Annotated in this window: 20 protein-coding genes; 8 read left to right on the top strand and 12 right to left on the bottom strand. The window is 71.3% G+C overall.

Annotated features, from left to right (window positions below; genetic code table 11):
- The 7 genes from ACIREI_RS34345 to hypA all read left to right on the top strand — a co-directional run bounded on the left by ACIREI_RS34345 (nt 1) and on the right by hypA (nt 4,942).
- Nucleotides 1-1,089, top strand: a complete 1,089-nt coding sequence (locus ACIREI_RS34345) for a hydrogenase expression protein HypE (protein WP_403341389.1) — start codon at nt 1-3, stop codon at nt 1,087-1,089.
- Nucleotides 1,090-1,157: 68 nt separating this feature from the next.
- The gene (locus ACIREI_RS34340) at nt 1,158-2,951 is read left to right on the top strand and encodes a nickel-dependent hydrogenase large subunit (RefSeq protein WP_403341387.1); all 1,794 of its coding nucleotides are present in this window, start codon (nt 1,158-1,160) and stop codon (nt 2,949-2,951) included.
- Nucleotides 2,944-3,504: a NifU family protein gene (locus ACIREI_RS34335; RefSeq protein ID WP_403341385.1), complete on the top strand. Its 561-nt coding sequence runs from the start codon at nt 2,944-2,946 to the stop codon at nt 3,502-3,504. Before ACIREI_RS34340 ends, ACIREI_RS34335 begins: the two co-directional genes overlap by 8 nt.
- Nucleotides 3,501-4,097 carry a DUF5947 family protein gene (locus ACIREI_RS34330; protein ID WP_403341383.1) on the top strand — a complete coding sequence of 199 codons (597 nt, stop codon included), beginning with the start codon at nt 3,501-3,503 and terminating at the stop codon, nt 4,095-4,097. Before ACIREI_RS34335 ends, ACIREI_RS34330 begins: the two co-directional genes overlap by 4 nt.
- A 45-nt stretch (nt 4,098-4,142) precedes the next feature.
- Entirely contained in the window at nt 4,143-4,349 is a 207-nt protein-coding gene (locus tag ACIREI_RS34325) for a hypothetical protein (protein ID WP_403341380.1), read from the top strand.
- 52 nt (nt 4,350-4,401) lie between these two features.
- On the top strand, nt 4,402-4,596 hold the full coding sequence (locus ACIREI_RS34320; RefSeq protein ID WP_403341378.1) for a hypothetical protein: 195 nt from the start codon (nt 4,402-4,404) through the stop codon (nt 4,594-4,596).
- A gap of 7 nt (nt 4,597-4,603) precedes the next feature.
- The gene (gene hypA, locus ACIREI_RS34315) at nt 4,604-4,942 is read left to right on the top strand and encodes a hydrogenase maturation nickel metallochaperone HypA (protein ID WP_403341375.1); all 339 of its coding nucleotides are present in this window, start codon (nt 4,604-4,606) and stop codon (nt 4,940-4,942) included.
- A 13-nt stretch (nt 4,943-4,955) separates the two neighbouring features.
- On the opposite strand, the gene hypE is transcribed toward hypA, so the two are convergent.
- The 9 genes from hypE to ACIREI_RS34270 form a co-directional block, all read right to left on the bottom strand.
- The gene (gene hypE, locus ACIREI_RS34310) at nt 4,956-6,026 is read right to left on the bottom strand and encodes a hydrogenase expression/formation protein HypE (RefSeq protein ID WP_403341372.1); all 1,071 of its coding nucleotides are present in this window, start codon (nt 6,024-6,026) and stop codon (nt 4,956-4,958) included.
- The gene (gene hypD / locus ACIREI_RS34305; RefSeq protein WP_403341370.1) at nt 6,019-7,161 is read right to left on the bottom strand and encodes a hydrogenase formation protein HypD; all 1,143 of its coding nucleotides are present in this window, start codon (nt 7,159-7,161) and stop codon (nt 6,019-6,021) included. The genes hypE and hypD overlap by 8 nt, the downstream gene beginning before the upstream one ends.
- A complete protein-coding gene (locus tag ACIREI_RS34300; protein WP_403341367.1) occupies nt 7,158-7,439 on the bottom strand; it encodes a HypC/HybG/HupF family hydrogenase formation chaperone in 282 nt (93 codons plus the stop codon). Before ACIREI_RS34300 ends, hypD begins: the two co-directional genes overlap by 4 nt.
- Before the next feature lie 3 nt (nt 7,440-7,442).
- The gene (gene hypF / locus ACIREI_RS34295; RefSeq protein ID WP_403341364.1) at nt 7,443-9,773 is read right to left on the bottom strand and encodes a carbamoyltransferase HypF; all 2,331 of its coding nucleotides are present in this window, start codon (nt 9,771-9,773) and stop codon (nt 7,443-7,445) included.
- On the bottom strand, nt 9,770-10,522 hold the full coding sequence (gene hypB, locus ACIREI_RS34290) for a hydrogenase nickel incorporation protein HypB (protein WP_403341362.1): 753 nt from the start codon (nt 10,520-10,522) through the stop codon (nt 9,770-9,772). The genes hypF and hypB overlap by 4 nt, the downstream gene beginning before the upstream one ends.
- A 64-nt stretch (nt 10,523-10,586) precedes the next feature.
- Entirely contained in the window at nt 10,587-11,183 is a 597-nt protein-coding gene (locus tag ACIREI_RS34285; protein ID WP_403341359.1) for a hydrogenase maturation protease, read from the bottom strand.
- Complete coding sequence (locus ACIREI_RS34280) at nt 11,180-12,904, bottom strand: hydrogenase maturation protein (RefSeq protein WP_403341356.1); 1,725 nt, start codon at nt 12,902-12,904, stop codon at nt 11,180-11,182. The genes ACIREI_RS34285 and ACIREI_RS34280 overlap by 4 nt, the downstream gene beginning before the upstream one ends.
- Before the next feature lie 66 nt (nt 12,905-12,970).
- Complete coding sequence (locus ACIREI_RS34275; protein WP_403341353.1) at nt 12,971-13,339, bottom strand: hypothetical protein; 369 nt, start codon at nt 13,337-13,339, stop codon at nt 12,971-12,973.
- A gap of 194 nt (nt 13,340-13,533) precedes the next feature.
- Nucleotides 13,534-13,833, bottom strand: a complete 300-nt coding sequence (locus ACIREI_RS34270; RefSeq protein ID WP_403341350.1) for a hypothetical protein — start codon at nt 13,831-13,833, stop codon at nt 13,534-13,536.
- A 653-nt stretch (nt 13,834-14,486) separates the two neighbouring features.
- Here ACIREI_RS34270 and ACIREI_RS34265 point away from each other — a divergent pair.
- Nucleotides 14,487-16,160 (top strand): purine-cytosine permease family protein, encoded by a 1,674-nt coding sequence (locus ACIREI_RS34265; protein ID WP_403341347.1) that lies wholly within the window; start codon nt 14,487-14,489, stop codon nt 16,158-16,160.
- Nucleotides 16,161-16,507: 347 nt separating this feature from the next.
- Here the strand turns inward: ACIREI_RS34265 and ACIREI_RS34260 are convergent, their stop codons facing one another.
- From ACIREI_RS34260 to ACIREI_RS34250, 3 genes are read right to left on the bottom strand one after another with little or no spacing between them, the layout of a single operon-like run.
- Nucleotides 16,508-20,029 (bottom strand): CHAT domain-containing protein, encoded by a 3,522-nt coding sequence (locus ACIREI_RS34260; protein WP_403341345.1) that lies wholly within the window; start codon nt 20,027-20,029, stop codon nt 16,508-16,510.
- A 3-nt stretch (nt 20,030-20,032) separates the two neighbouring features.
- On the bottom strand, nt 20,033-20,179 hold the full coding sequence (locus tag ACIREI_RS34255; protein WP_403341342.1) for a hypothetical protein: 147 nt from the start codon (nt 20,177-20,179) through the stop codon (nt 20,033-20,035).
- On the bottom strand, nt 20,179-20,826 hold the full coding sequence (locus ACIREI_RS34250; protein ID WP_403341339.1) for a DUF6338 family protein: 648 nt from the start codon (nt 20,824-20,826) through the stop codon (nt 20,179-20,181). Before ACIREI_RS34250 ends, ACIREI_RS34255 begins: the two co-directional genes overlap by 1 nt.
- Between the last annotated feature and the right edge of the window lie 949 nt (nt 20,827-21,775).

The raw sequence follows: 21,775 nt of genomic DNA, 5'->3' as shown, positions 1-21,775 counted from the left end.
ATGACCACCCACAGCTCCACCACGGAAGTCAGCGGCGAACCCAGCCGTGGCGAGGACCGGCAGGGCTTCGACGAGATCCACATCCTCTGGATCTCCGAGGGCATGAGCTGCGACGGCGACACCGTCTCCCTCACGGCCGCCGACCAGCCCTCCATCGAGGACCTGGTGCTCGGTCTGATCCCGGGTCTGCCGAAGGTGAACCTGGTCAACAAGGTGCTCTCGCCGAGCCTGGGCGGCGAGGACTTCCTCGCTCCCTACCGGGCGGCGGCCCGCGGCGACCTGGCCCCGTTCATCCTCGTCATCGAGGGCTCGATCCCCAACCAGAGAATCATCGAGGGCGACGGCTACTGGACGTCCTTCGGCAATCACCCGGAGACCGGTGAGCCGCAGACCCTGAACGACTGGATCGACGACCTGGCTCCCAAGGCCTGGGCGGTGGTGGCCGCGGGCACCTGCGCCACCTTCGGCGGCATCCACGCGATGGCGGGCAACCCGACCGGTTGCATGGGCCTCGCGGACTACCTGGGCTGGGGCTTCCGGTCGCAGGGCGGCCTGCCCGTGGTGAACGTGCCGGGCTGCCCGATCCAGCCCGAGAACTTCATGGAGACCCTGATCTGGGTCCTCTACCACGCGGCCGGCTCCGCTCCCCCGCCCCCGCTGGACCACATGCTGCGCCCGCAGTGGCTGTTCGGGAAGACGGTCCACGAGGGCTGCGACCGCGGCTCGTACTACGAGCAGGCCAGCTTCGCCGGCGACTACAACTCCCCCAAGTGCCTGGTCAAGACGGGCTGTTGGGGCCCGGTGGTCAACTGCAACGTGCCCAAGCGCGGCTGGATGGCCGGCATCGGCGGCTGCCCGAACGTCGGCGGCATCTGCATCGGCTGCACGATGCCCGGCTTCCCCGACGCGTTCATGCCGTTCATGGACGAGCCGCCCGGCGGGACGCTGTCGTCGCTCGCCATCAAGCCGTACGGCGCCGTGATCCGCCGTTTGCGCGGCTTCACGAACGAGTTGGTCAACCACGAGCCCAAGTGGCGCCACAACAAGCGGAAGCTCACCAGCGGTTACGACCCGCACTGGCGGCCCTGACCACCGCGCGACACCCATCCCACCACGGACGTACGGACACCGACCGACAGCGAGGGGCAGTACCAGCGATGACCACAACCGAGGCTCGGCCCACGGGACGCAAGCCGGCCCAGATCGTGGACATGTCCTGGGATCCGATCACCCGGATCATCGGCAACCTGGGCATCTACACGAAGATCGACTTCGCCAACCGGGAAGTCGTGGAGTGCCACAGCACCTCGTCGCTCTTCCGCGGCTACTCGGTGTTCATGAAGGGCAAGGACCCGCGGGACGCTGGCTTCATCACCTCCCGCATCTGCGGCATCTGCGGCGACAACCACACCACGTGCTCCGACTACGCCCAGCAGATGGCCTACGGCGTCAAGCCGCCCCGGCTGGCCGAGCACATCGTCAACCTCGGCGAGGCGGCCGAGTACATGTTCGACCACACGATCTTCCAGGACAACCTGGTGTTCGTGGACTTCTGCGAGGCGATGGTCAAGGCCACCAACCCCGGCCTGCTGGCCCGCGCCGAACGCACCGACGCACCCCGCGGGGCCATCCACGGCTACCGCACGATCGCCGACATCATGAAGGCGTTCAACCCGTTCGAGGGCGAGGTCTACAAGGAGGCCCTGAAGGTCAGCCGGGTCACCCGCGAGATGTTCTGCCTGATGGAGGGGCGGCACGTCCACCCGTCCACGCTCTACCCCGGCGGCGTCGGCACGCTGCCGCAGCCGACCGTCTTCACCGACTATCTCAGCCGGCTCATGCGGGTCATCGACTTCGTCAAGAAGGCCGTCGCGATGAACGACGACGTCTTCGACTTCTTCTACGACGCGCTGCCCGGCTACGAGGAGGTCGGCCGCCGCCGCGTCCTGCTCGGCTGCTGGGGCGCCTTCCAGGACCCCGACGTCGTCGACTACCGCTACGAGAACATGAACCGGTGGGGCAAGGCGATGTACGTCACCCCGGGCATCGTCGTCGACGGCGAGCTGGTCACCAACGACCTGGTCGACATCAACCTCGGCCTGCGCATCATGCTGGGCAGCTCCTACTACGAGGACTGGGTGAACGAGGAGCCCTTCGTCACCCACGACCCGCTCGGCAACCCGGTCGACATGCGCCACCCGTGGAACCAGACCACCGTCCCGGTGCCGCAGAAGCGCGACTTCGACGGCAAGTACAGCTGGGTGATGAGCCCGCGCTGGCTCGACGGACGCACCGGGGAGCACCTCGCCCTGGACACCGGCGGCGGCCCGCTCGCCCGGCTGTGGTCGACCGCCCTGAGCGGCCTCGTCGACACCCCGTACATCAAGGCCACCGGCCACAGCGTGCGCATCTCGCTGCCCAAGGGCGAGACGCTGCCGGAGGCGACCCTGGAGTGGCGCATCCCGAAGTGGAGCAACACCATCGAACGGGACCGCGCCCGGCCGTACTTCGTCGCCTACGCGGCCGCCATGGCCCTGCAGTTCCTGGAAGAGGCCATGGGCCTGGTGCGGTCCGGCGACACCAAGGTGTTCGAGAACTTCGAGGTGCCGGACGAGGCGATCGGCTGCGGCTTCCACGAGGCGGTGCGCGGTGTCCTCTCCCATCACCTGGTGATCAAGGACAAGAAGATCGCCAACTACCACCCGTATCCGCCGACCCCGTGGAACGCCAGCCCCCGCGACAAGTTCGGCACCCCCGGCCCGTACGAGGACGCCGTCCAGGGACAGCCGATCTTCGAGGAGAACGGCCCGGACGACTTCAAGGGCGTCGACATCATGCGCACCGTCCGCAGTTTCGACCCGTGTCTGCCATGCGGGGTGCACATGTACGTCGGCAAGGGCAAGACGCTGACCACCCTGCACTCGCCGACGTACGGAGCGAACCATGGCTGAGCCCGGGGGCACGGCCGCCGGGCGGCTCGCGGACCCGGCCGTCGAGGCCCGGCTGGCCCGGCTCGACGAGCTGCTGGAGGACCTCGGATCCGCACCGGGCCCCGTCATCCGCTCCGCGGTGGAGTCCGTACGGCTGCTCACCGAGGTCTACGGCGAGGCGCTGGCCCGGGTCATGGACCACGCGGACGGGCAGCTGGCCGAACGGCTCGCCGACGACGAGCTGTTGGGGCATCTGCTGGTGCTGCACGCCATCCACCCGGAGCCCGTCGAGCGCCGGGCGGCCCGCGCGGTCGAACGGCTGCGCCCCGCCGTGCGGGAACGCGGCGGCGACGTGGAGTGGGCGGGCGTGGAGGGTGAAGTGGGCCGGGTCCGGCTGACGGCGGGCGGCGGCGGTTGCGGTTCGGGGTGCGGCGGCGGGTCCGCCGACGTCACCGCCGTGGTCCGCGAGGCGGTGCTCGCCGTCGCGCCGGAGCTCACCGCCGTGGAGCCCGTCCAGACCGCCGCCCCGGCGTTCGTACCCCTGACCATGCTGACCCACCGAGGTGCACGGTGACCACGGACGGAGCCCTGGCCCGCCTCATCCGCTCCTCGGCCGACCCGGCCGCGACGGCCGAGGCGGAACGGTGCGACCTGTGCGCCGCGCCGGTGCCCGACGCGCACGCCCACCTGTACGACACCGGGGACGAGCAGGTGCGCTGCGCCTGCGGCCCCTGCTCGGTGCTGTTCGCCGACGGCGGCGCGGGCGAGGGGCGCTACCGGCTCGTTCCCCGCAGGCGGATCCGGCTGCCCCGGGTGGACACTGAGGTCCTGGGCGTGCCCGTGGGCCTGGTCTTCTTCGTGCCCCGGGCCGACGGCACGGTCACGGCCGAGGGCCCGAGCCCGGCCGGGGCCATGCGATGGGAGGTGGACGCGGCGGCCTGGCAACGGATGGTCGCGGCGTGTCCGCGGCTCGCCTCCCTGGAACCGGACGTGGAGGCCCTGCTCGTGAACACCGTCCACGGCCTCGACCACCACTGGATCGTGCCCGTCGACGACTGCTACCGGATGGTCGCCGTCGTACGCCGGGAATGGCGGGGCCTGTCCGGCGGCGGCCGGATCTGGCCGGCCGTCGAGCGGTTCTTCGAGGAACTCACCGAGCGGCCATGAACTCGAGCACTCCGCGACGCGGAGGCGAGGAAGGGAGAAGACCCCATGGGCAGCATCCGAGTCGGCCGACCCCAGGCCAAGCCCGACTCGACCGGGCACGTACGCGGCATGCACCAGGGCAACGCGGGGCCCTACGACCAGCAGAAGGGGCACCACAAGGACGGCACCGCCGACGCACGCCGCTCCACCGGGATCCACTGGAAGCGGCACGACGCTCTCCTGGACATCATGCCGAACATCCCGCCGGGATGAGGAAAGTCAGCATGCGGAAAGACAGGATGAGGAGAGACAGGGAGTCGTCCGAATGAAGCTCCAACGAGCAGGGAGAACGGCGGTCGCGGAAACCGGGACGACGGGGCACCGCCTGTTGATGGCCGAGGCGGCCCTGGCGGGCGCCATGGCGGTGGCGCTGTTCGTCCGGGAGTTCCCGAGTCTGCGGCGCGAGATGCGGATCTGGCGGATGGCGGGCGGCCTGCGCGCGGGCCGCCGCTACCCGTGAGCCGGCCGTGCACGAGTTGTCGATCGCGACCGCGATCATCGAGCGGGCGGACGAGCTCGCCCGGGCCGACGGGACGGGTACCGTCTCGGCGGTGACCGTCCGGGTCGGCGAGCTGGCGGGAGTCGTCCCCGACGCGCTGGATTTCGCGTTCGAGGTGGCCCGCGACGGCACCGCCCTCGCCGCCGCCCGGCTCGTGGTCGAGGAGGTCCCCGCGCAGGCCTACTGCGGGCCGTGCGCCGAGGAGTTCCCGGTGGGCATGCCGCCGTTCTTCTGGTGCCCGCGCTGCGACCGGCCCTCCACCGAGCTGCGCAGCGGCCGGGAACTGGAGATCATCGGGATCGACTGAACTCGGCTTCGGATCAGCAGATGCGCGGCAGCTGCTCGCCGAGCGGCAGGTCCACCACCCGGGTGCCGCCGAGGCCGGTGGCGACCACGACCATGCCGGGGTGCTCCGCGACGCACTCCCCGATCAGCGTGGCCCCGCTGCCCTGCGGGTGGGCGCGCATGGCCGCGAGGACCTCCTCCGCCGCCGCGGGGGGCACGAAGGCGACGAGCCGGCCCTCGTTGGCGACGTAGAGGGGGTCGAGCCCCAGGAAGCCGCAGGCGCCCGCGACGGCCTCCGGCACCGGAATGGCCCGCTCCCGCAGCCGGACGCCGGTGCCCGAGGCGCGGGCGATCTCGTTGAGGGAGGCGGCCAGACCGCCCCGGGTGGGGTCGCGCAGTACATGGATGTCCGGGGTGACAGCCAGCATGGCCGCCACCAGGTCCGCCAGCGGCGCGGTGTCGCTGGCGATCTCGACGCCGAACTCCAGCCCCTCCCGCACACTCATGATCGCCACGCCGTGCAGGCCGATCGGGCCGCTGACGATGACGGCGTCGCCGGGCCGGGCCCGCTGGGGCCGGACGTCCACGCCCTCGGGGACGAGGCCCACCCCGGCGGTGGTGACGTAGACGCCGTCGCCGTGCCCGGACTCCACCACCTTGGTGTCGCCCGTGGCCACCACGACCCCCGCCGCCTCGGCCGCCGCACCCATGGCGCGCGCGATCCGTTCGACGACGGTCAGTTCCACGCCCTCTTCCAGTACGAAGGCGGCGGACAGGTAGGCGGGCCGGGCGCCGCTCATCGCCAGGTCGTTCACGGTGCCGTTGACCGCGAGGTCACCCAGGCTGCCGCCGGGGAAGAACAGCGGCCTGACCACGTAGGCGTCGGTGGAGAACGCCAGCCGGGCGCCGCCCAGTTCGAGGACGGCGGAGTCGGCGAGCGCGGCGAGGGTGGCGTTGCCGTACGCGGGCGCGAAGACCTGCTCCATCAGTTCGGCGGACAGGGCGCCGCCTCCGCCGTGTCCCATCACCACGACGCCCTGGTCACGCAGGGGGGCGGGGCAGGTCCAGTTGGCGGGGTCGACGGTCGGGTCGGCGAGTTCAGGCAACGGGGTTCATCTCCTCGCGCGCGGCCCCGGCGGTGTGCGGGGTCGGGCCGTTCATCCGGCGGTACAGGTAGTAGGCCGCGCAGGCGCCCTCGCTGGAGACCATGGTCGCGCCGAGCGGGGTGCGCGGGGTGCAGGTGGTGCCGAACGCGGCGCACTCGGTCGGCTTGATCAGCCCCTGGAGCACCTCACCGGCGCGGCACTCGGCGGGTTCCTCGGTGCGGATGCCGGTGACGTCGAAGCGGTGCTCGGCGTCGTACGCGCGGAAGGCCTCGGTCAGCCGCCAGCCGCTCAGCGGGATGGGCCCGATGCCGCGCCAGTTCCGGTCGGTGACCTCGAACACTTCTTGGATCATGCGTACGGCGGCCGGGTTGCCGTCCTCGCGTACGGCACGGGCGTACGCGTTCTCCACCCGGTGCTCACCGCGCTCCAGTTGGCGCACCGCCCGGCGGATGCCCTCCAGGATGTCCAGCGGTTCGAAACCGGTCACCACGAGCGGTACGCGGAACCGCTCGGCGAGCTCGGGGTACTCGGCCGTGCCCATCACACTGCACACGTGCCCGGCGGCCAGGAAGCCCTGCACCCGGCAGGCGGGGGCCGTCATGATGGCCTCGATGGCCGGAGGCACCCGCACATGGGACACCAGCAGGCTGAAGTTGGTCAGGCCCAGGCGGCGGGCCTGGTGCACGGCCATCGCGTTGGCGGGGGCGGTGGTCTCGAAGCCGATGGCGAAGAACACCACCTCCCGGTCCGGGTTGCGGCGGGCCAGCTCCAGGGCGTCGAGCGGCGAGTAGACCACGCGTACGTCACCGCCCTCGCCCTTGACCCGGAACAGGTCGCGGTCGGTGCCCGGGACGCGGAGCATGTCGCCGAAGGAGCAGAAGATCACCCCGGGGCGTGCGGCGATCTCCAGTGCCTTGTCGATGACGTCCAGGGGCGTGACGCACACGGGGCAGCCAGGCCCGTGGATCAACTCCACCTGTTCGGGCAGCAGTTGGTCGATGCCGTGCCGGATGATGGAGTGCGTCTGACCGCCGCACACCTCCATCAGGGCCCATGGCCGGGTGGCGGTGACGCGGATCTCGTCCAGCAGCCGCCGTGCCAGCGCGGGGTCGTTGAACTCGTCGATGTACTTCATGCGGTTCCCGCCTCCTTGGCCGCCTGCTGCCAGGCGTCGCCGAACTCCTCTTCCAGCAGCCCCAGTTCCTCGAAGAGCTTCAGGGAGGCCAGAGCCGACTCCTCGTCCAGGCGCTGAAGCGCGAAGCCGACGTGCACGATGACGTACTCACCGACCCGCACGTCCGAGACGTATTCCAGGCACGCCTGCTTCTGCACCCCGCCGAAGTCGATCACCCCGGTGAGCGGATCGGCGCTGGCGTCGATGGACACGACCTTGCCGGGCACTGCCAGACACATGGGTCACTCCTTCTGTCGTTCGTGTGCCGCGACCACCAACTGGCCGAGGGCCAGGCCACCGTCGTTCGGGGGGACTTCGCCGTGCCGCAGCACCGCGAAGCCGTCGTCGGCCAGCAGCGCCGTGCACTCCTGCTCCAGCAGCGCGTTGGCGAAGACCCCGCCGCTGAGCGCGACGGTCGTCAGACGGGTTGCCCGGCGCGCCTGCCGGCAGATCTCCACGACGGCGCGTGCGACCCCGCGGTGGAAGCGCGCGGCGATCACCGGAGCCGGGGTGCCGCGCCGCAGGTCGGTCACCACTGCCCTCAGTACGGGCGCCGGATCGCATCCCGGGGAGCCGATACCGAAGGCGTACGCCGAGCTCTCGGCACCCCAGGCGGAAGCGGCCGCGGCCTCCAGCTCCAGGGCGGCCTGCGCCTCGTAGCCTGCGCGATGACAGACCCCCGCGAGGGAGGAGACGGCGTCGAAGAGCCGTCCCATGCTGGACGTCGGCACGCAGGCCAGCTGGAGCGTCAACTGACGTTCCAACAGGGCGAGTTCCTCGGGTACACAGGCGGCGACGCTGGGCAGGCCGACGTCCCAGGGCAGGTCGGCGGCCCACAGCCGGGCCAGCGCCAGGCGGCAGGGGTTGGCCACTCCCGCGTCACCACCGGGGAGCGGGGCGGGGGCCAGGTGGGCGAAGCGCCGGTAGCCGGTGTAGTCGGCGAGCAGGAACTCGCCGCCCCAGACGGTGCCGTCGTCGCCGTATCCGGTGCCGTCGAAGGCGACGCCGATCACGGGCGTGCTGCCGTCGAGGCCGCGCTCGGCCATCGTGGAGGCGAGGTGCGCGTGGTGGTGCTGGACCAACACCGGTGCGGAACCGGGGAGTTGGAGAGCCCGCTGACGCGCCCACCGGCTCGAGTGGTACCCGGGGTGCCGGTCGGCGGCGACGAGTTCGGGGGTCACGCCCGTCAGGTGCCGCAGGTGCGACTCCGCCCGCCGGGCGGCCTCCAGCGAGGCCAGATCGCCCATGTCGCCGATGTGCGGGCCGAACCAGGCCTGGTCGTCCTCGCCGACGCACAGCGCGTTCTTCAGGTCGCCGCCCACCGCGAGGGCGGGGCGCACCGCGACCGGCAGACGCAGCGGCCGGGGTACGTACCCACGCGATCGGCGCAGCACCTGTTCGGTCCCGTCGGGGCGCACCCGCAGCAGGGAGTCGTCGCACGGCGAGGCGATGGCACGGTCGTGGGCGAGCCAGGCGTCGGCCAGTCCGGCCAGCCGGGTCAGCGCCTCGTCGTCGTCCGTGACGATCGGCTCCCCGGAGCGGTTGCCGCTCGTCATGACCAGCGCCCGGGGGCCCGGAGGATCGCCGGGCAGCCCGAACAGCAGGGTGTGCACGGGGGTGTAGGGCAGCATCACGCCGAGGTGCGGGCTGCCGGGGCACACGCCCGGGGCGAGGTTCGACGGGCGTCGACGCGCCAGCACGATGGGGCGCCGGGAACTGGTCAGCGCGGCGCGCTCGGCCGCGGAGAGCAGCGCGAGCCGCTCCGCTTCGGCGAGATCCGCGCACATCACCGCGAAGGGCTTGCCGCCCCGGGCCTTACGGGTGCGCAGGGCGTCGACGGCCCGCGCGTCGGTGGCGTCGCACGCCAGGTGGTAGCCGCCGAGGCCCTTCACGGCGACGATCCGTCCGGCGGCCAGCAGCTCCCGGGCCGTCCTCAGCGCGTCGGCGTCCCGGGCGGGGCGGATGCCGCTGCCCGCCGCGGGTACCAGGCGCAGGCCGGGACCGCAGTCCGGGCACGCCACGGGCTGGGCGTGGAAGCGGCGGTCGCCGGGATCGCCGTACTCCCGGGCACAGGCGGGACACATCGGGAAGCCGGTCATGGTGGTGACCGCCCGGTCGTACGGCATCCCGGTGGCGATGGTGAAGCGGGGCCCGCAGTGGGTGCACGTGACGAAGGGGTGCCGGTGCCTGCGGTCGGCCGGGTCGGCCAGCTCGCGCAGGCAGTCGGCGCAGGTCGCGGTGTCGGGTGGGAGCAGGGTGCGGCCGGGGGACTGCTCGGTGGAGCGGATCGTGAAGGCGTCGTCGGCGCCGGTGGCGGGCACGTCCTCGACGCCGATGCCGGTGACCGTGGCCAGCGGTGGCGGCTCGGCGGCCAGCCGGTGGCAGAAGCGGCCCACGCCGTCCGGTGGGCCCTCCACCTCGATGAGCACGCCGTACGCCGTGTTGCTGACGAACCCGGACAGCGTCAGGTCGGCGGCGAGGCGGTGCACGTACGGGCGGAAGCCCACGCCCTGCACCGTGCCGCGCACCGTGACACGGCGGCGCACCGCCCGCGTGGTGGTGGGCGCTGTCACGAGACGCGGCCGGCCGCGAGATCGGAGTCCGCTCGCGCGTGCTCGTGGACGTGGCCGTGAGGGTGCGGTGCGAGGGGCGGCCGGTGGATGCGGGCTCCGTCCCGTACGGCGAGCACCCGCTCCAGGACGGTGTCGACGCCGTCCCCGGTGCGGGCACACGACCGTACGGTCTCCACGCCGGGGTTGACCCGCTGCACATGTGCGTCGAAGGCCGCCTCGTCGAAACCGGCGGGCTCTGCCAGGTCGGTCTTGGTGAGCACCACCAAGTGGGCGGAGCCGAAGGCGGTGGGGTACTTCAGCGGCTTGTCCTCGCCTTCGGTCACCGCCATGAGCACGATCCGCAGGCTCTCGCCGAGGTCGTAGGAGGCCGGGCAGACGAGGTTGCCGACGTTCTCCACGAAGAGCAGCGCGGTGCCCTCGGGCAGCCAGTTCTCGACGTGGCCGCGCAGTTGCCGGGCCTCCAGATGGCAAAGCCCGTCGGTGAGCAGCTGCTTCACCGGTGCTCCGGAACGGGCGAGCCGGCGGGCGTCGTTCTCCGTGGCCAGGTCGGCGGTGAGCGCGGCGACGGGGACGCTTCGCTCCACGGCCCGCGCCAGGATCCGTCCGAGCAGTTCCGTCTTGCCGCTGCCCGGGCTGGACAGCAGGTTGACCACGCTCACCGCGCGCCGGGCCAGTTCGGCGCGCAGGCTCGCGGCCAGCCCGTCGTTCTTCGCCAGGACGGCCTTGGTGACGTCCACGGACTCGCACATGGCGCTGCTCCTCGCGGCGGGCTCGACTGTACATTCGGAGCAGACCGCGCAAACCGGTCTGCGGCTATCGATCCTCGATGCCGTGGACCACGGGGCAGGCGAGCCCGGCCGCGGAGGGGTCCGCGGATTCCTCCGGGCGGCTCAACGGGGGCGTGGACGCGGGATCGTCGAGCAGGGCGGGGACCATGGCGTGCAGGGCCTCGGCGGCCCGGTCGACCGCGCCGCTCACCGGTGCGCTGAGGCCCGGGACGATGTCCTCGTCGACGCGCGGCCGTACCTGGGGTTCGCAGGCGAGCACGAGGACGCGCGGCAGCGGTCCGTCGCCCAGGTGGGCGGCGAGGGCCAGGACCTTGGCCGGGTCCATGCCGTGCGCCTCGGGCGGGGCCGCGGCCCGGGCACTGTCGGGGAGTTCCGGCTCGATCAGGGACAGCGTGCCGGGCGGGTGGCCCCGTTCGGCCGCGTCGACCAGGACGGCGATGTCGTAGCCGTCGAGCAGTTCGTAGGCGAGGTCCAGGCCGCGGATGCCGAAGTCCCGCACCCGCGCCTCGGGCGGCAGCGGGCGCCGCTCCAGGGCGCGGACGACCTCGGGGCCGAAGGCGTCGTCCGCGAGGAAGATGTTGCCGACGCCCGCCACCAGCAGACGCGCACCACGGCGGATCATCGCGCGCCTCCGCTCAGCGGCCGGTCGGAGCCGCCCGGCTGCTTGCGGACGAAGGCCGACCGCAGGGCGTGGTACGGCGCCTGCGGGTCGAAGAAGATGGTGCGCATACGGGCGAGTTCGGCCCGCCGGTGGTCCGCGAGCGGTCGCCGTTCCTCGTCCACCTGCCGTGCCGCGGCTTTCGCGGCGATCCGCCGCGCGAGGTCCGGGGCGGCGGCGAGGGCGGCCGCCCTGCGCTCGGTCTCGGCGGCGAACTCCTGTGCCGGGACTGCCACCAGCTGGTCCACCAGTCCGATCCGGGCGCCCGTGGCGGCACTCACGGGCAGCGCCTCGCTCGTCAGCCGCCGGGCCGTGTCCACTCCGACGCGGCGCGGCAGCGTGTACGTCCAGTACTCCGAGCCGTACAGGCCCATCCGCCGGTAGTGCGGGTTGAGCACGGCGCCCGCGCGGCACCAGACCTCGTCGGCGGCCAGGGCGAGCATCAGTCCGCCCGCCGCCGCGTTGCCCCCGAGCGCCGCCACCACCAGCCGGTCGGTGGTCCGCAGCACCGCTTCGACCAGGTCGTTCATGGCGTTGAGGTTCGCCCAGGACTCACCGGCCGGGTCGGCGGCCGCCTCGATGACGTTCAGGTGGATGCCGTTGGAGAAGAAGTCGCGGGTCCCGCCGAGGACCAGGACCGAGGTGGGGCGGGCGAGGGCGTGCCGGTAGGCCGTGAGCAGCCGGCGGCAGTGGCCGGTACTCATCGCCCCGCCGGGGAAGGAGAAGGTCAGGAAGCCGACGTCGCCGTGCTGCCGGTAGCGGATGTCGGTCCAGGTGCGCCGGTCGGCGGGCAGTTCGAGCGGTGCGGGGTCCTCCGGCAGGTGGTGCGGGCCGGCACCGCCGCGTGCGCCGTCGGCCGCGAAGGACGCCAGCACGGAGGCCGCCGGGCGGCGGAACGGCGCGGGGTCGCCGGAGCTCTTACGAGGGCGCAGTTCCGGGATCCACACCGCGCCGTCCCGGGTGGCCCGGCAGACCGCCCCGGCCCGCGTGGCGAGCAGCTCGCCCGGCCGTCCGCGCAGCCGGTCCTCGGGATGCCCGCCGTGCAGGAACACCTCCCGGCCGAGGATCTCGTCCAGGACGCCGGGCTGCGAGTCTCCCCCGCGCAGCTTGCGCAGCACCACCTCGGTGCTGTCCCTTCCCCAGTCGATCCCGCGCTGCTCCTGCCGGAAGACGTCGCGCCACACCACCCCGACCTCGGGATCGCTCTGCCGCCACGGTTTGAACGAGCCGTCGGCGTACCGCTGCACGGCCAGCAGTACGGCGGCCGAGGCGGCGTCGGAGACCTCGTTGCGGTACAGGTCGCTCTTGCCCACCGGCGGCACCGGGAACGGCTCGGACGCCCAGATGTCGCCCGCGTCCATCGCCGCCTCGGCCTGGAGCACGGTCACTCCCCAGCGGGGCGCCGCCTCGGCGATGGCCCAGTCCAGGGAGGAGGGACCGCGATCGCCCGGCGGTCCCGGGTGCACGACGAGGCAGGTGTGCTCCCGCCACACGTCCTCGGGGAGCGCCGTCTTCAGCATCGGAGCGATGATCAGCTCCGGGCGCGTCTCGTGTACGGCGGCGCGGACCGCGTCGGGACCGTGCGAGGCGAGGACGACGTCCACCCGGTGTCCGAGGTCCGCCAGTTCGGCATACACACGCTGGGACAGGCTGTTGAACGCGCTGGCGACGAGCAAAATGTTCATGACATGGCATGCTCGCCGGTTTCCGCGGGCCCGGAAAGGATCACGGCGGCGTTTCGCCCACCCCGGTCAGGTCTCTTCCTCCATCCGGATCGCGTCCCGCAGCCGGTCGACGGCCTCGCTCTGCTCGCCCTTGTACACATCCACCAGGGCCTCGGCGATCGCGTCGAGCTTGCGCTGGACCGCGTGTTCGGCGCGCATCTCGGCGTTCTTCAGCAGGGCCAGGAGCAGCAGGGTCACCGCGGTCATGGCCCCGCCCGCGAGCAGGAGCACATGGATCGTCGCGTGCGCCGCGCTGGAGGCGACGAAGAAGCCGACGAGGATCAGGCAGACCAGGAAGAACAGCGGCGAGCTGGTGAAGTTGGAGCCGTACTGCGCGAACTGATCGAACCGGCCACGCCCCGGGCCGCCCCGTTGAACAGGACTCTTGAAGGTCATGAGCGAGCCTTACCCCGCCGTCACCCCGGACGACGGACACCTCGGCCGACCCCACACGAAAAGGGCCGTAGGCGTCTGGTGCGCACACCACGAATCCACTTGGTGACGCGTGCGCCGAGCTGCTCGCAAAGAGTTGGCCGCCCGTGACATCTCGAGCGGCCAACCCGGAGCAGCAGTTACCTGTCAGCCCACGCCTAGAACGCCTTGCTGTCGCAGCCCATGGTCGAGCCGATGTGCTTGTCCTGCCCACCGGCGTTGCCCTCGCCGTTGAGCGCGTTGCCCAGCAGGCCGTTGAGGATTCCGACTTGGCCGAGGACGTCGACGTTCAGGTCGTGCGACTTGCAGCTGGAGCTCTGCAGGACGCTGACCTTGTCCCCGCCCTTGCCCTTGTCGCCATGGCCGTCGAGGCCCTGGGCGGTAGCGGTACCGGCGCTCAGGAGCCCGACGCTGCCGATGGCGACGAGCATGACGGCGGCCTTACGCAGCTTGTGCATTCTTATCTCCGATGGAGTGAGGGGTTACGATCCGCGAGAGATCGACTCCGTACAGTGACGGGAGGTTAATATGACCAACCGTGACATGTCCCGGCGACGCGCCGGGATGTGCGATCTCGCGGTACTTCCCCGGCGTGCGCCGTGCGGGGGAACCTGACGTATGGTCAGAGAGGGTTCCGGCTGCGGCGAGGAAGGCTCAACCGCGTGATCGCGAACTCGCCGCTTGTATACGGGTGGTACACCAGGACCTCTTCGACGCCATGAGCGACTTGGGTGAGGGAGACACCATGGCCGTGCTCGGCCACACGTCGATCAACATGTTCACCGACGGCGAGTCCCCACAGAACTCTTGCACCGGCCCCGGCACTTGCCCGGGCTCGCGTCGCACACCAGCCGCCTCCTGAGAGCCTTCCGAAACACCTCTTTCATCCAGGAAGTATTCAGGGGTAACGACTCCTGCCTAGCGTCCCTCCTCATGTCCACGAGGGCGTGGACGTCCGGGAGCGGACACAGCCCAGCGTCTCGCCTCCGCTCCCTACCGCCCCACCCCCTCGGTCCCGCTCCGCCAACGTTGTCACGCGGGACTCCACGCCCTCGCGCCCCAGAGTGAGTCCCCCCGCAGCAGTCCCCAAACCGCAGCAAGGAGGCGTGGCGTGAGCACCGAGCCACGACTGGCAGAAGTCCCCGACGCGGAACCCGCGCAGAAGGCAGCACCGGGTACCGACCAGGCCGTCAAAGAGACCCTTGAGGACTACACCCTCCGCTTCGCACCGCGCAGTTACCGCCGCTGGACCCCGATGGTCGTGGCCACGACCGCACTCGGTGGGATCGCCTACATGGCCGACTTCTCCATCGGAGCCGGCATCGGTCTCGCCCACGGAACCGGCAACGCGCTCCTCGCGATCGCGGTCGCGGCGGTCGTCATCTTCATCACCGGCATACCCCTCGCCTACTACGGCGCCCGCTACAACATCGACCTGGACCTCATCACCCGCGGTTCCGGCTTCGGTTACTACGGTTCCGTCCTGACCAGCGTCATCTTCGCCAGCTTCACCTTCATCTTCTTCGCCCTCGAAGGCTCGATCATGGCCCAGGGCCTCAAGCTCGGCCTCGGGCTCCCGCTGTGGCTGGGCTACCTCGTCTCCACCCTCATGGTCATCCCTCTGGTGATCTACGGGATGAAGGCCCTCAGCAAGCTCCAGGTGTGGACCACCCCGATCTGGCTGCTTCTCATGGTCGGGCCGCTGGTCTATCTGGTCGCCACCGACCCCGGGACGGTCGACCGCTTCCTGTCCTACGCGGGCACCGACGGCGACGGCAGCATCAGCACCGCCTCCGTCCTGCTCGGCGCCGGCGTGTGCCTGTCCCTCATCGCGCAGATCGGCGAGCAGATCGACTACCTGCGCTTCATGCCGCCCAAGACCGAGGCCAACAAGCGCACGTGGTGGACCGCCGTGATCATGGCCGGCCCCGGCTGGGTCGTCCTGGGCGCACTGAAGCAGGCCATCGGCGTCTTCCTCGCCGTCTACATCCTCGCCAAGGTCGGCCCGGCCGCCGCACCCGAGCCGATCCAGCAGTTCAAGCACGCCTTCGACACGATGATGCCGTCCTGGCTCGTCGTCCCGCTGGCCGTGGCCCTCGTCGTGATCAGCCAGATCAAGATCAACGTAACGAACGCCTACTCCGGCTCCCTGGCCTGGACGAACTCCTTCACCCGCGTCACCAAGCACTACCCGGGCCGGATGGTCTTCGTCCTGGTCAACCTGGCCTTCGCGCTCGCCCTGATGGAAGCCGACATGTTCAGCTTCCTCAACAGCATCCTGGGCTTCTACTCGAACTGCGCCATCGCCTGGGTCGTCACCGTCGCCACCGACATCGGCATCAACAAGTACCTGCTGAAACTCTCCCCCCTCCAGCCGGAGTTCCGCCGGGGCATGCTGTACGACGTCAACCCGGTCGGCGTCGTCGCCTTCGTCGCCGCCTCCGCCCTGTCGATCGCCATGTACTTCCACGTGCTCGGCGACACACTCCAGCCGTACTCCCCCGTCGCCGCCGCCGTCATCGCCTTCGTCCTCACCCCGCTGATGGCGATCGTCACCAAGGGCAGGTACTACCTGCGCCGCACCGACGACGGCCTCACCGAGCCGGTCCTGGACCAGGACGGCAACCCCAGCGGTGTGACGTACGAGTGCCATGTGTGCCGCCAGGAGTTCGAGCGCCCCGACGTGGCCGCGTGCCGGACGCACGATGCCGTGGTCTGCTCGCTGTGCCTGAGCACCGACAAGGTCGGCGACCACGTCCTGTCCGCCGCGCCCGCTGTCCCGTAGCAGCAGAACCCGACGGCTCCCGCACGTCACGTCTTGCGGGAGCCGTGAAGGTCACGTACACGGGCAAAGGGGTCGCACAGGATCGGCGGGGCCGGTTGGCGTGCGGCCCGGCGGCGGCGTAACTCTTGGCAGCCTCCTGTCAGTTGACGACCCGCCCAGCCCGAACTGGGCCAGGTTTCGGCCAGCGGCGGGATAAAGGCGACCGCACCCACCCGGGCGGCGCCCAGGCGCCGACAGCCCGATCGTGCACCAGACCCGGGAGCCATGAGCGGATGCCGATGACAGCTACCGAGGCAGCCGGCCGAGTCGCCTGCGGATCAACCTGCGATACGACGGAGTGCGCGTAGTCAGGCGCCCGCGTGGACGTGTGCGGCCCACACCGACGGCAGGTTCGGATACTTCGCCCTGAGCCGCCTGACCGTGCGATGGACCGCCGCCGACGCGCACAACGCACCGGATCGATCCGCGATCAACTCGCCGTAGATCTGCTGACTGAAGGCTGGTGCCACGGCGTCGTCGACGCGCCAGAGCGTGCCGACCACCTGGGAGAACCCGGCTATCTGAAAAGCCGCCAACGGGTGGATCGCCTCGTCGGACAGGCGCGGGGTGGTGCGGGCCGTGTCGCAGGCGGACAGGAACGCGAACTCCGCGTTCCGCAAGCGCAGCCGGGAAAGGTCCAGCACCCGAAACGGCGCGCGGTCGTGGTCGTGCAGCGCGAGGTGGCTGTTCGAAGGGTTGTCCGGGTCGCTGTACCCGTGGCAGGCGAAGTGCGCCCAGCCACTGGCCGGCAAGGCGTCGAGAACGGCGTCGCGAGTCGCGTCCGCGCCGACCAGGACCGTGGCGCCGGGTATGAGAGCGGCCAGGTGGTCGGCTTCGGCCTGTGCGCCGGGCAGGTCCGGGGCGTCCGGAGTGTGCGGCATCGCGACCACCAGCAGCCGCGGCTCGTTCCGGTCGTCGCGGCGGCCCGCGCGGGCGTGGCCCAGAGCGCGGATCGTCGGCGTCGTCGAGGAGACGACGCGGTCGAGGAGCACAGGTCCGCCGTCGCGGTGGTGGCCCGCCGCGTGTAGGGGGAGCAGGCTGAGCGACCCGACCGGGGCCCACCACATCCTCGGCCACGGACCGTCCGCCGCCGGTTCCGCCGTCAGCCCCAGTTCGCCGAGCACAGGGCCCGCGACGGTGTCCCACAGCCACTCGAGCGTGTCGTGGATCGCCTGCTCGGCGGCCAGCCGCCCCTCTGTGAACGCGGTGTGCAGAGCGCGCACGCGGTGACTCACGGTCTCTTCGCTCAGCCCGTCCAGCGCGCGTGACCGGACCCCGTCCGGCGTGATGATCAGCGCGTCACACCGGTGCCGGCTGACGTTGACGTACACGATCGGGCCCTCGTGCGCCTGCGCGGTGAGGTCGCTGAGCAGCGGGGGCCGCAGGAACCGCTCCATCCCTGGCAGCGCGCGGATTTGGTCGGTCACCTCGTCCAGCTCGTCGGCGAGGGCCACGCGGTCGCCAGTGGTGTCGGTTTCGAACTCCGCGGTAAGCGTCCGGAAGCGCTCGGCCAGCTCGGGGGCCCGCTCGCGCAGGTCGGAAAGATCGCCGCGGCTGTCGAGTGCCTGGGCAGCGAGCACGCAGCGCCCGGATTCGAGCAAGGTCACCGCGCTCACCTCGTCGTCGGCGGCCAGCGCGCACGCGGCCGCGTCGGCGGCGACCCCGGCGAACCGGCCGAGCCAATACTGGGCGTCCTCGCGGCCCAGGCGGCGCCCGGCGAGCCGGGGCAGCAGCCGGACCGCGGCGGCGTACCCCTCGGCGGCCACGTCGAACTGCCCGGCTTCGGCGGCCAGGCCACCCCACCGGTCCGCCGCTTCCGCCCGGCTCTCCGTCGGCGATCCGGCAGAGGCCGCGGCCTCCCGGTAGCAGCCGAGTGCCTCGGTCAGCGCGTCGCTGTCGCCGAGGTGCCGGAAGCCGAGCGCCAGGACGTTGGCGACGCGGGTCAGCAAACCCGCCCGGGAATAGGCGTCCTGCTCGGGCCCCCGCATCGCACTCCGGGCCAGGCCGACCGCCTCGGCGAGGACCTGCGGGTCCGGCGGCTCCCGTCGCGCGACGGGGGGTGCGACGGGGTTCGTGCACCAGTCTGCAAGCGCGGCGGCCAGGTTCGCGGTGTAGCCGGGCCAGTGTGGGCTGTGCGTCGGAGTCGCAGCCACGGACGCGCGACGCGCGGCGATCGCGTCCCGCAGCGCGTTCCGGTCGCCGAACTTCTCGTACGCCATCCCCAGCACACCGCCGAGATTGGCCAGCCGCACCGCCCGGTCCGGGTCGTCGTCCGCCGTCACATCCGCGGCCGCGCGGTGCGCGTCGATCGCCTCGTCGAGCACGCTCGCCTCGCCCGTCCTGGTGAACCAGTCGGACAGCATGGCACCAAGATTGGAGAGCCGCTGGGCCTGCTCGGCGACCAGGCTCGCGCCGAGGCGGACGGACTCCCGCGCGCGGTCGACCGCCTCCGACAGCACCTGCAGTTCGCCGGTCACCCGGAACCGGTTGTGCAGCACGACGGCGAGGATCCCGAGCGAACGCGGGTGGCCGCCCTGCCCGGCGGTGGCCTCGGCGGCACGGCGGGCGACGTCGATCGCCTCTATGACGTGGGCCAGGTCTCCGGTCGCGTGGAACAACGCGTTCAGGTTGACGGCGAGGTTGCCCATGAACTGGACCCGCAGCGGATGGTCCGCCGACGTGCACGCGACCGCCTCCCGCTCGACGGTGACCGCCTCAGCGAGCGCGGCGTGGTCCCCGAACTCTTCACCGCGGGTGGCCAGCGCCGAGGCGAAGTGGTCCAGCCGCACGCCGCGGCGGGGGTGCCCGGCGGGGGTCGCCGCCGCCACCGAGCGCCCGAGCTCGATCGCCCGCTCGAGCAGGGCCGAGTCCCGGGTCTGCTTGAACTCGGCGGCGTACCGGCCGCACATTTCGGCTTCGGTGTCGGCGCGTTCCCAGCCGTGGGTCGATTTTCTCGGGCGCTCGCCGGTGAGCGCGGCCCAGTCTCGTTCCGTGGTCGTCAGCTCGACGAGGTTCTGCGAGTGCCGCGGATCGGTGACCGGGGTGTGGGCCACCAGCGTCTGCCGGACCCGGAGCAGTTCGGCCAGATCATCCCGCGCTCCGCGAGCCCGGTAGTGGTCGTCGAGAAGGTACGCGAGGTTCTTCAAGCGGTCGAGCACCTCGGACGACCCGGCCGGCGTGAGCTCCACCGCTCGCCGCGCGGCGTCGACGGCTTCCTCCATGACACCGGTCTCCCCGGTCTCACGGGACCAGTCGCGCAGGACGACGGCGAGGAAGTGCAGGCTCCTCGCGGTGAGTACGTCATCGGGGGAGCACTCGACGGCGGCCCGCGCGTGCTCTACGGCTTCCGCCAGGGGGGCGAGGTCCTTCGTCACGGTGAACGCCGTCCGCAGCGCGACAACGAGGTTACCCAGGTAGAACGCCTTCTTCGTGGACGGTTCCTCATCGACGGCCGTCCGGCTCCAGTCCAGCGCGTCGGCCAGGGTTTCGAGGTTCCGGTTCTGCCGGAACGCGGTGTGCATCAGCATGCCGATGTTGTTGGCGCAGCTGGCCGAATCCTCCGGGCTTTCGTACGCCAGGAGGTAAGCCTCCGTGACCTTTCGGACGGCTTCCTGCAGGAACTCGAAGTCGCCGGTCTGGTGGTAGCGGGTCTGCAGCAGGCCCCCGAGATTGGACAGGACCGAGCCGCGCTCGGCCACGTCCTCGGCGGCCAGCACGGCATGGCCGAGGTCGATCGCCTTCTCGATCGACGCGGGGTCCGCGCTGTGCCGGGCCACGCGGAACGCCTCCCAGAACCGCTCGGCCAGGCCGTTCGCGGGTCCGCCATCCACGCGTCAGTCCTCGTCGCCGTTCGAGGTGCCGGCCGGTCCCCCGGGCGCCTCGTCCGGCTCGGCGACCTTGTGTTTCGGGGTGTAGCCGCGTTCCGCCGCCTCCTGCAGCAGCGCCGCCTCTTCGGGCGCGAGTTCGGGTTCCTGCGCCATCACCGCTCCTCCCCCGGCACGGCCGCCGGTTCTCCGGCTTCGACGAACTCCAGCACGTCGAAGTCTTCCGCCCGCAGTCGCAGGCCCGCCGTCCCGTGCACGCGCGCGCCGAACGACCCGTCAGCACCCATCACGCGCGCCGACTCGAGGTACAGCTCGGCCGGGTGGGGGTACGAGGAGGCGTACGACCGGGCACCGTACCAACCGCCTGCCCAGTTGCCGTCCTTGAGCCGCACGCGCACGAAGCACGATTCGCGGTCGCGGAACGCGTGGTCCCAGGCGCTGGGCGTGCGCAGGAACCGAGCCTTGCGCCGCCGCCGATCCACCAGGGAAACGGTGACCGCCGCCACGGCCGGCACGACGAGGAACAGCACCACGGCGACGAAGCCGACCACCCGCGGCCGCTCGACGAAGCCGTTCCAGCCGCCGGTGCCCCGAGCCAGGCGAACCAGCACCGGCCCCGCCACCACGGCGTACAGGGCGTCCAGCGCGATCGACGCGACGATCGCCCGCAGCACCCGCTCACCGAGATCACGCTCACCGGGCACCGGTCCGCGGCGGCGTTCCCGGACGAACTGGTAGGTGACCCCGGGCAGCACCAGAAGGACGAGCAGAGCGAGCTGCACGACGGTCGCAGGCGCCTGCACTCACCACCCCCATATCTCACGAACTCCGTTCGATCACGCTACTGGCTTGCGTGCTCCGCGGTCGGCAGAACCCCCCTTTTCCGCGGCTGCCGGGAGACAGCGGCTGGGACCCGCCTGCGCGCGTGACCAGGGTGCACTTCCCCGGCCGTCCCGTCCGAGCCCCGTATCAGAGCGGCGACAAGCCGCGCACGTGCGGCAACGCGTGTGCAACTCCGAGCGCCCTGCTCTACGGAGACGGAGCCTTCTTGCTCTGCCTGAGGGCTTCCTTGTCAGGCGCTTGCGGCTTGAACTGCCCGTTCACGTCCAAGAGATGGCGTAAGCCAGCTGGGGCAACCACACGGGCAACCACACCTTTGGCGCGGCCCGCTCGAAGAGCGCGCGTATGGCGACGTGGCCGTTCAGTGCAAGGTTCGCTACCGGAGTGAAATGTCTCCAGTGCGTGAGAAAAGTGAGACGAGAGCCTCGGAAATGATCAAGGGCGGATTTGACCTGCGGCCGGTCTGAGCCCATGGCCCGATCAGGCTCTCCCGGAGGTGGGAGGCTCCCTGCGACGAGGGCTCCGCTCCACCTCTGGGCGAGCCTCCTCTCAATCACGTCAAGGGCAGCACTTCAACTCCGCCCTCGCCGAGATGACGATGTGGAGCCGGACAGAACTGTCCGTGAAGATCCGCAGCGCCCGGATGTGTTCGGCGGCGACAGGTTGCCGGTCGAAGACCGGGGTGTCCTCGAAGACCCAGGGTGGATCGAGCTCTGCCGACGGACTGGGGCACGACTCGGTTAAATCGGATCGGCTTCTTCGCGGGTCGGTTCGCATACCACCCTGCTGGACGGGGCAAGCAGCCTTTCGGCGACGATGGCAGGAACGTCAAGCGTGATCGTAGGGCGCCCCCAGTCCGCGTCCACGGCCCACATGGCCACGACGCCCTGCGTCCACAGAGCCAGCCCCGCG

The organism is Streptomyces sp. NPDC093591 (assembly GCF_044764885.1).
Taxonomy (GTDB): Bacteria; Actinomycetota; Actinomycetes; order Streptomycetales; family Streptomycetaceae; genus Streptomyces.
This window is presented reverse-complemented; position numbering and strand designations above follow the sequence as displayed.

Excerpts from the sequence above, each read along its gene's own strand:
- ACIREI_RS34345 (WP_403341389.1), top strand. The coding sequence starts at position 1 with ATGACCACCCACAGCTCCACCACGGAAGTCAGCGGCGAACCCAGCCGT.
- ACIREI_RS34340 (WP_403341387.1), top strand. The coding sequence starts at position 1,158 with ATGACCACAACCGAGGCTCGGCCCACGGGACGCAAGCCGGCCCAGATC.
- ACIREI_RS34335 (WP_403341385.1), top strand. The coding sequence starts at position 2,944 with ATGGCTGAGCCCGGGGGCACGGCCGCCGGGCGGCTCGCGGACCCGGCC.
- ACIREI_RS34325 (WP_403341380.1), top strand. The coding sequence starts at position 4,143 with ATGGGCAGCATCCGAGTCGGCCGACCCCAGGCCAAGCCCGACTCGACC.
- ACIREI_RS34320 (WP_403341378.1), top strand. The coding sequence starts at position 4,402 with ATGAAGCTCCAACGAGCAGGGAGAACGGCGGTCGCGGAAACCGGGACG.
- hypD (WP_403341370.1), bottom strand. The coding sequence starts at position 7,161 with ATGAAGTACATCGACGAGTTCAACGACCCCGCGCTGGCACGGCGGCTG.
- ACIREI_RS34300 (WP_403341367.1), bottom strand. The coding sequence starts at position 7,439 with ATGTGTCTGGCAGTGCCCGGCAAGGTCGTGTCCATCGACGCCAGCGCC.
- hypB (WP_403341362.1), bottom strand. The coding sequence starts at position 10,522 with ATGTGCGAGTCCGTGGACGTCACCAAGGCCGTCCTGGCGAAGAACGAC.
- ACIREI_RS34285 (WP_403341359.1), bottom strand. The coding sequence starts at position 11,183 with ATGATCCGCCGTGGTGCGCGTCTGCTGGTGGCGGGCGTCGGCAACATC.
- ACIREI_RS34280 (WP_403341356.1), bottom strand. The coding sequence starts at position 12,904 with ATGAACATTTTGCTCGTCGCCAGCGCGTTCAACAGCCTGTCCCAGCGT.
- ACIREI_RS34275 (WP_403341353.1), bottom strand. The coding sequence starts at position 13,339 with ATGACCTTCAAGAGTCCTGTTCAACGGGGCGGCCCGGGGCGTGGCCGG.
- ACIREI_RS34270 (WP_403341350.1), bottom strand. The coding sequence starts at position 13,833 with ATGCACAAGCTGCGTAAGGCCGCCGTCATGCTCGTCGCCATCGGCAGC.
- ACIREI_RS34255 (WP_403341342.1), bottom strand. The coding sequence starts at position 20,179 with ATGGCGCAGGAACCCGAACTCGCGCCCGAAGAGGCGGCGCTGCTGCAG.